At 65.1% G+C, this 6,314-nt stretch carries 5 protein-coding genes; all 5 read right to left on the reverse strand.

The features are described 5' to 3' along the window. Positions 1-27: 27 nt before the first annotated feature. Positions 28-798: a septum site-determining protein MinC gene (minC, locus tag EXZ48_RS31005; RefSeq protein ID WP_130520830.1), complete on the reverse strand. Its 771-nt coding sequence runs from the start codon at positions 796-798 to the stop codon at positions 28-30. 225 nt (positions 799-1,023) lie between these two features. Further along, positions 1,024-2,829, reverse strand: a complete 1,806-nt coding sequence (locus EXZ48_RS31010) for an ABC transporter ATP-binding protein (RefSeq protein ID WP_130520832.1) — start codon at positions 2,827-2,829, stop codon at positions 1,024-1,026. Positions 2,830-2,831: 2 nt separating this feature from the next. Further along, the gene (locus EXZ48_RS31015; RefSeq protein WP_130520833.1) at positions 2,832-3,692 is read right to left on the reverse strand and encodes an ABC transporter permease; all 861 of its coding nucleotides are present in this window, start codon (positions 3,690-3,692) and stop codon (positions 2,832-2,834) included. Then, positions 3,689-4,630 carry an ABC transporter permease gene (locus EXZ48_RS31020; protein WP_037404935.1) on the reverse strand — a complete coding sequence of 314 codons (942 nt, stop codon included), beginning with the start codon at positions 4,628-4,630 and terminating at the stop codon, positions 3,689-3,691. The genes EXZ48_RS31015 and EXZ48_RS31020 overlap by 4 nt, the downstream gene beginning before the upstream one ends. 19 nt (positions 4,631-4,649) lie before the next feature. Next, complete coding sequence (locus EXZ48_RS31025; protein ID WP_023516251.1) at positions 4,650-6,167, reverse strand: ABC transporter substrate-binding protein; 1,518 nt, start codon at positions 6,165-6,167, stop codon at positions 4,650-4,652. Positions 6,168-6,314: the final 147 nt, after the last annotated feature.

Here is a 6,314-nt window from a genome sequence, read left to right on the forward strand (position 1 = left end):
CTCTCCGTTGTTTGAACCGTCCTCGGTTCAGCCGAGTGTTGCTGCCTTGATTGCTTCGCCTTCCAGCCAGATCTGCACGGGTTTGCCGCGCAGGTCTGGTTCCATGTCGTCGGCGGTCTTGTAGAAGCCGTCGATGGCGATCAGTTCTGCTTCGAGCTTGCGGCAGAAGATGCGCGCAGAAGCATTGCCCATTGTGCCGGCCATGGCCCGGCCGCGCAGCGGGCCATAGACGTGGATCGAGCCGCCGGCGACGATTTCCGCGCCTGATGCGACCGAGCCGATGATGGTGACATCGCCTTCGGGAAAGAAAATGGACTGGCCCGAGCGGATAGGGCGGGCGACGACCATCGACGGCACCGCCTGCATCGGCGGCGGGCTTGCAGGCACCACGACCGATTCGGCGGGCTGTTCCGCCTTTTCCGTCTTCTTTGCCTTGCCGGCCTTTTCCGTACGTTCCTCCGCAACCGGCGCCTCGATGTCGCCGGCCGGGCGGCCGTCGGTCATGGCCGGTGGCATGTCTGCGCCGAGCAGCGAGGACCGCGCGCCTTCGATGCCCATGACGCGCACGTTGCGGGCGTTCAGCTGGTTGACGAGTTCGCGAAGCTCCGCCTTCTCGATATCCAGCCCATCGACATCCAGCACCACCGGACGCCGCAGGAAGAAGCCGGCGGACCGCGCCGCCAGATCGTCAAGCCGCACCAGCCAGTCCTCGAAGGGCAGCTCCGGGGTCAGCGCAAGCGCAAGGAAAGAGCGCCCCTTGAGGCGGATCGGCCGTGGTTGGGTTAACACGTCAGTCATTTTCGTTAATTTTCGGTTGCTTCGGTGTACCGATGGAATGGTTAACAAAAGGTTAATTTGCAGGTCTGGCTGGCGCGAGGCATGCGCCCTGAGGCGCCCGTGCAACGGTTCGCGTGAAGCGGGAAAAGTTAGGGTTTTCGCGTGCGGCTATCGCGGCAAACACAAAAAAGCCCGCCGGCGCACGATGCGACCGGCGGGCAGGCTTGGGGGAGCGTTGATCGGGCGTTAGGCAGCCATGCTGTCCTGAACGAAATGCCCTGGTGAGACCTCGCGGTAGGTGCGCTTGGGCGGCACATAGCCGTGCGGGCGCAGCGGGCTCTTGATCTCCTCGTTGAGCGGAGGGTTCAACTGGCCGCGCCGGGCAGGGTCGGGGATCGGCACGGCGGAGATGAGGCGGCGTGTATAGGCGTGCTGCGGATTGTCGAAGATTGCCGCCCGTGGGCCGATCTCGACGATCTCGCCGAGGAACATCACGGCGACGCGATGGCTGACACGCTCCACCACCGCCATGTCGTGCGAGATGAAGAGATAGGCGAGGCGGTGCTGTTCCTGCAGATCCAGCAGGAGGTTCGAAACCTGCGCCTTCACCGACACGTCGAGCGCCGAGACCGCTTCGTCGGCGACGATGAGCTTCGGCTGCAGCGCGATCGCCCGGGCAATCGAGATGCGCTGGCGCTGGCCGCCGGAAAATTCGTGTGGATGCCGGTCGGCCATCGCTGCGGAGAGGCCGACCTGCTGCAGGAGTTCGGCCACCCTGTCCTTCGCCTCGCGCCGCCCCATCAGGCCATGCGCGAGCATGGGTTCGGCAATCGCCGAGCCGATGGTGATGCGCGGGTTGAGCGAGGCGAACGGATCCTGGAAGATCATCTGCGAGGTGCGGCGCATGGTGCGCAGCGAACCGGCGCTCGCCTTCGTCACATCCTGCCCGTCGACCGTGATCGAACCGGCGCTCGGATCAACGAGGCGCATGATGGCCCGGCCGGTGGTGGATTTGCCGCAGCCCGATTCGCCGACTAGCGCCAGCGTCTCGCCGGGCTTCAGGTCGAAGGAGACGCCTTCGACCGCATGGATCTGCCCCTGCGGCAGCGCGAAGCGGACCGCGAGTTTTTCCACCTTCAGGATCGACTGCACGCCATCGGGAACGGGCGACGTCACGCCGCCGTCGCTGGCCTCGCCGGTGGCGGGATCGACATTCGGGAAGCGGCGGGGTGCAGCAGCGTCGCCCATCGTGCCGAGGCGCGGGATGGAGGCGAGCAGCGCCCTGGTATAGATCGCCTTGGGCGCCGCGAAGATTTGCGGCGTCGGGCCGGTCTCGACCATGTCGCCGCGGAACATCACGAGGGTGCGGTCCGCCACCTCGGCGACCACGCCCATGTCATGGGTGATGAAGAGCACGCCCATGTTCTCCTCGCGCTGCAGTTCGCGCAGCAGATGGAGGATTTCGGCCTGCACGGTCACGTCGAGCGCGGTCGTCGGCTCGTCGGCGATAAGCAGTTTCGGGCGGCAGGCGAGTGCCATGGCGATCATCACGCGCTGGCGCATGCCGCCGGAGAACTTGTGCGGATATTCGTTGAGACGGCTTTTCGCGGCGGGGATGCGCACGCGCTCCATCAGCCGCAGCGCTTCGGCCTCCGCGGCGCTCCATGACAGGGCCCGGTGCAGCACCAGGGCCTCGGCAACCTGGTTGCCGATGGTGAAGACCGGATTGAGCGAGGTCATCGGCTCCTGGAAGATCATGCCGATCGTGCCGCCGCGCACCGAGCGCATCTCCGCTTCGCTCACCTTCAGGAGGTCGCGTCCTTCGAGCAGGATGCGGCCTTCGCAGCGCGCCCGGCCTGCCGGCAGGAGGCGCATGGTGGACAGTGCGGTGACGCTTTTGCCCGAACCCGATTCGCCGACGATGGCGACGGTCTCGCCGGCATTCACCTCGACGTTGATGTCGCGGATGACGGCGCGCCACCCCTCGGCAGTCTTGAAGGAGGTCGTCAGGTTCTCGACCGAGAGCACCGGCCGGTTCGTGGGAGCGGTCATGGTCAGCTTTCCTTCGCAAGGCGCGGATCGACGAGATCGCGCAGCCCGTCGCCGAGCAATTGCAGGGCGAGGACCGAGAAGACGATGGCAAGGCCCGGAAACACCATCAGCCAGGGGGCGTTGTTCATGTATTCGCGGCCGGAGGCGAGCATGGTGCCCCAGGTCGGCATATCGGTGGAAACCCCGACGGCGAGGAAGGACAGGCTTGCTTCCGCGAGCATCGCCGAGGCGAAGACGAAGGTCGCCTGCACGAGGATGGGCGAGGCGAGGTTGAGCAGCACATGGCGCGTCAGGATCTGCCAGGTCGGCAGGCCCATGGCGACGGCGGCCTCGATGTAGGGCAGCTCGCGCAGCACCAGTGTCGAGCCGCGCACGATACGGGCAAGACGCGGCGCATAGGTGATGCCGAGCGCCAGAATGACCGTGGTGAGCGACGGCCCGAGCGCAGCGACTAGCGCGATGGCGAGCAGGATGTCCGGGAAGGACATCATGGCGTCGAGAAGCCGGGAGATCGGCGCGTCGAGCTTGCGGAAGAAACCGGCTGCGACCCCCATGATGACGCCGAGCACCGTGGAGATGCAGACGACGCCGAGGCTGACAAGCAGCGAGATGCGTCCCGCATAGATGGCGCGGGAAAAGATGTCGCGGCCGAATTCGTCGGTACCGAAGACATGGGCGAGGGACGGCGGCTTCAGCTTGTTGACGATTGACAGCTTGTTCGGCGCATAGGGCGCGACCCACGGGGCGAGGATCGCCGCCACGAGCACGATGGCAAGGATGATCGCGCCGATGAGGATGGCCTTGTTGCGGAAGAGCCGCCGCAGGCCGGAAACGAGCGGCATGGAGAGGGAGGCGGTCATCATAGGCGCACCCGCGGATCGACGAGGATGTAGAGCATGTCGACGATGAAGTTGATGAGCACGTAGATCGCCGCGACGACGAGCAGCGTGCCCTGAATGACGGGATAGTCGCGGCGCAGCACGGCCGAGACCACGAGATTGCCGACGCCCGGCAGGCCGAAGACCGTTTCCGTCACCACCGCGCCGGCGACCAGCATGGCGATGGAGAGGCCGATCACGGTGATGATCGGGATCAGGGCGTTCTTCAGCGCATGTTTCAGGATGACGCGCCGCTCGCTCGCCCCCTTGGCGCGGGCGGTGCGCACATAGTCGTCACCCAGAACGTCCAGCATGGCGGCACGGGTGAAGCGGGTGATCAGTGCCGAATTGACGATGCCGAGCGCCACGGCAGGCAGCACGAGATGGTGCAGCCGCTCGAGGAAGGCCGTGTCCGGCCCGCCGTAGCCGGAGGCCGGGAACCAGCCCTGGCCGACGGCGAAGACCTGGATGAGCATGAGGCCGAGCCAGAAGCTCGGCACGCTTGCCGCCACCATGGTCAGCGTCACGACGACCTGGTCGAACAGCGTGCCCCGCTTGACGGCCGAGAGGATGCCGACCGGCAACGCGATCGCAACCGCGATCAGGATCGAGAACAGCGTGAGGAAGAAGGTCGGCTCCGCCCGTGCGGCAAGCGCCGAGGTCACCGGCTGGTTGAGGAAGATCGACTGGCCGAGATCGCCCTTCAATATGCCGAGCACGAACTGGCCATACTGGGTGATCAGCGGCGCATCGAGCCCCATTTTCGTGCGCAGTTCGGCGATGTCCTGCGGGGTCGCATCCGACCCCAGCATCACGGCGGCGGGATCGCCCGGTGTCACGCGGACGATGACGAAAACCACCGTCACGACGAGGGCGAGCACGATGGCCATGCCCCCTAGCCGGTTCAACAGTGCCCGGACGATCCTTGCCATGATTTCCCCCTTACTTCTTGGGCGTTACGTTCCAGAAATGCGGCCAGTAGGTCGGCTTGTAGTCGGAGATACCGGCGCCGACGCCCGTGACCGCGTTGAAGTTGCCCACCTTGAAGAGCGGCGCATCGTCGTAGATCACGGTCTGGATGCCTTCCCAGGCCGTCTGCTTGTCCGTGTCGGACACGGCGTTCATGTAGGTGGCGACGGCCGACGCCTTCTGCTCGGAAACATACCAGCCCGGATAGGTGTCGGTGATCGTGTTGATCGTCGTCGGGTCACCCGGGAAGTTGGAATGGGTGATGAAGATGTCCCATTCCTTCGGGTCGGCGCGGCGGGTCGTCAGGGTCGCCCAGTCCACCACCTGCAGGTCGACCTTGAAACCGGCGGCTTCGAGATAGGCCTTGGCGACCTCGCCGATCTTGTAGTGGAACTCGTACTGGCGGCTGGTCATCAGGCGCAGCGGCGTGCCGTCATAGCCGGCATCTGCAAGCAGCTTGCCGGCCTCTTCCGGATCGCCCTCGCCGTAGCGCGCAACGCCCGCCTCGGTGTACCAGAGCGAACCCTTCGGGAAGATCGAGGCATCGACGCTGAAGAAGCGCTCGTCGGAGAAGGCGGCGAGCATCATGTCGTTCGGGTTGAGCGCGGCCTGCACGGCCTGGCGCAGTTCCTTCTTGATGAGCAGGCCTTCCTTCATGTTCATGTTGAGCGAGGCCCAGCCGGTGTTCTCGTAGATCACGGCCTTCGCCTTGCCGCTCGCCTCGACGCGCTCATAGGCGCTGACCGGCAGGGAATCGGCAAAGTCGAACTGTCCGGAAATCAGGCCCTCGACGCGGGTGTTTGCGTCGGGAACCGGCACGAAGCGGATCTCCTTGGCGATCGCCACGCGCCTGCCGGCATAGTTGCTGGGCTCGCCCTCGGGCGAGGTGTAGCCGTCGAAGCGGACGAGCTGGGTATACTGGTCGGGCTTGCGCTCCTTCAGGGCATAGGGGCCGGTGCCGACGAATTCGGTCAGCGTGTCGGCGATCTTCTCCGAGGGCATGATGACGGAAGCCTGCGAGAAGGTGGCGAGCAGCGGCGCGTAGCGCGACTTCAGCTTGACGACGACGGTGTTCGGGCCATCCTCGGACAGGCTTTCCACCACTTCGGCGACCTGCTTGCCCTTGGAGTTGACGGCCATCCAGCGCGTCAGCGAGGCGGTGACGTCCTTGGCATCGAGATCGCTGCCGTCGTGGAACTTGACGCCCTGGCGCAGCGGAATGCGATAGGTCAGGCCATCCTCGGAAATCTCGGGCATGGCGAGCGCCAGCAGCGGCACGGAACGCCATTCGTTGTCATAGGTGTAGAGCGTCTCGAAAATGTGCTGGTCGATGGTCAGCACGATGTCGGTCGCGGTCTGCATGACGTCGAGCGTCGGCGGCTCGCCGATGGTCGCGACGGTGAGGACGCCATCCGTCGTCTGGGCGATGGCCAGGCTGCTCGTGCTGGCGAGTGCCGCGGCCAAGGTTATCATGACAAATGCATTTTTCATCTTATATCCCTCTGATTTTACAAGGTTCGTGTCCGCGCCGGCTCCCGTCCGGCGGGTGGTTCAGCTTTCAAGCCCGAGCGGATCGTTGACGCGTGGCCAGATATTTAGGCTGGCTTTTTTGTAGGGTGTCGTTGCGGGATCGGTCGG

The sequence above is a fragment of the Shinella sp. JR1-6 genome, from assembly GCF_004284735.1.
GTDB lineage: Bacteria > Pseudomonadota > Alphaproteobacteria > Rhizobiales > Rhizobiaceae > Shinella.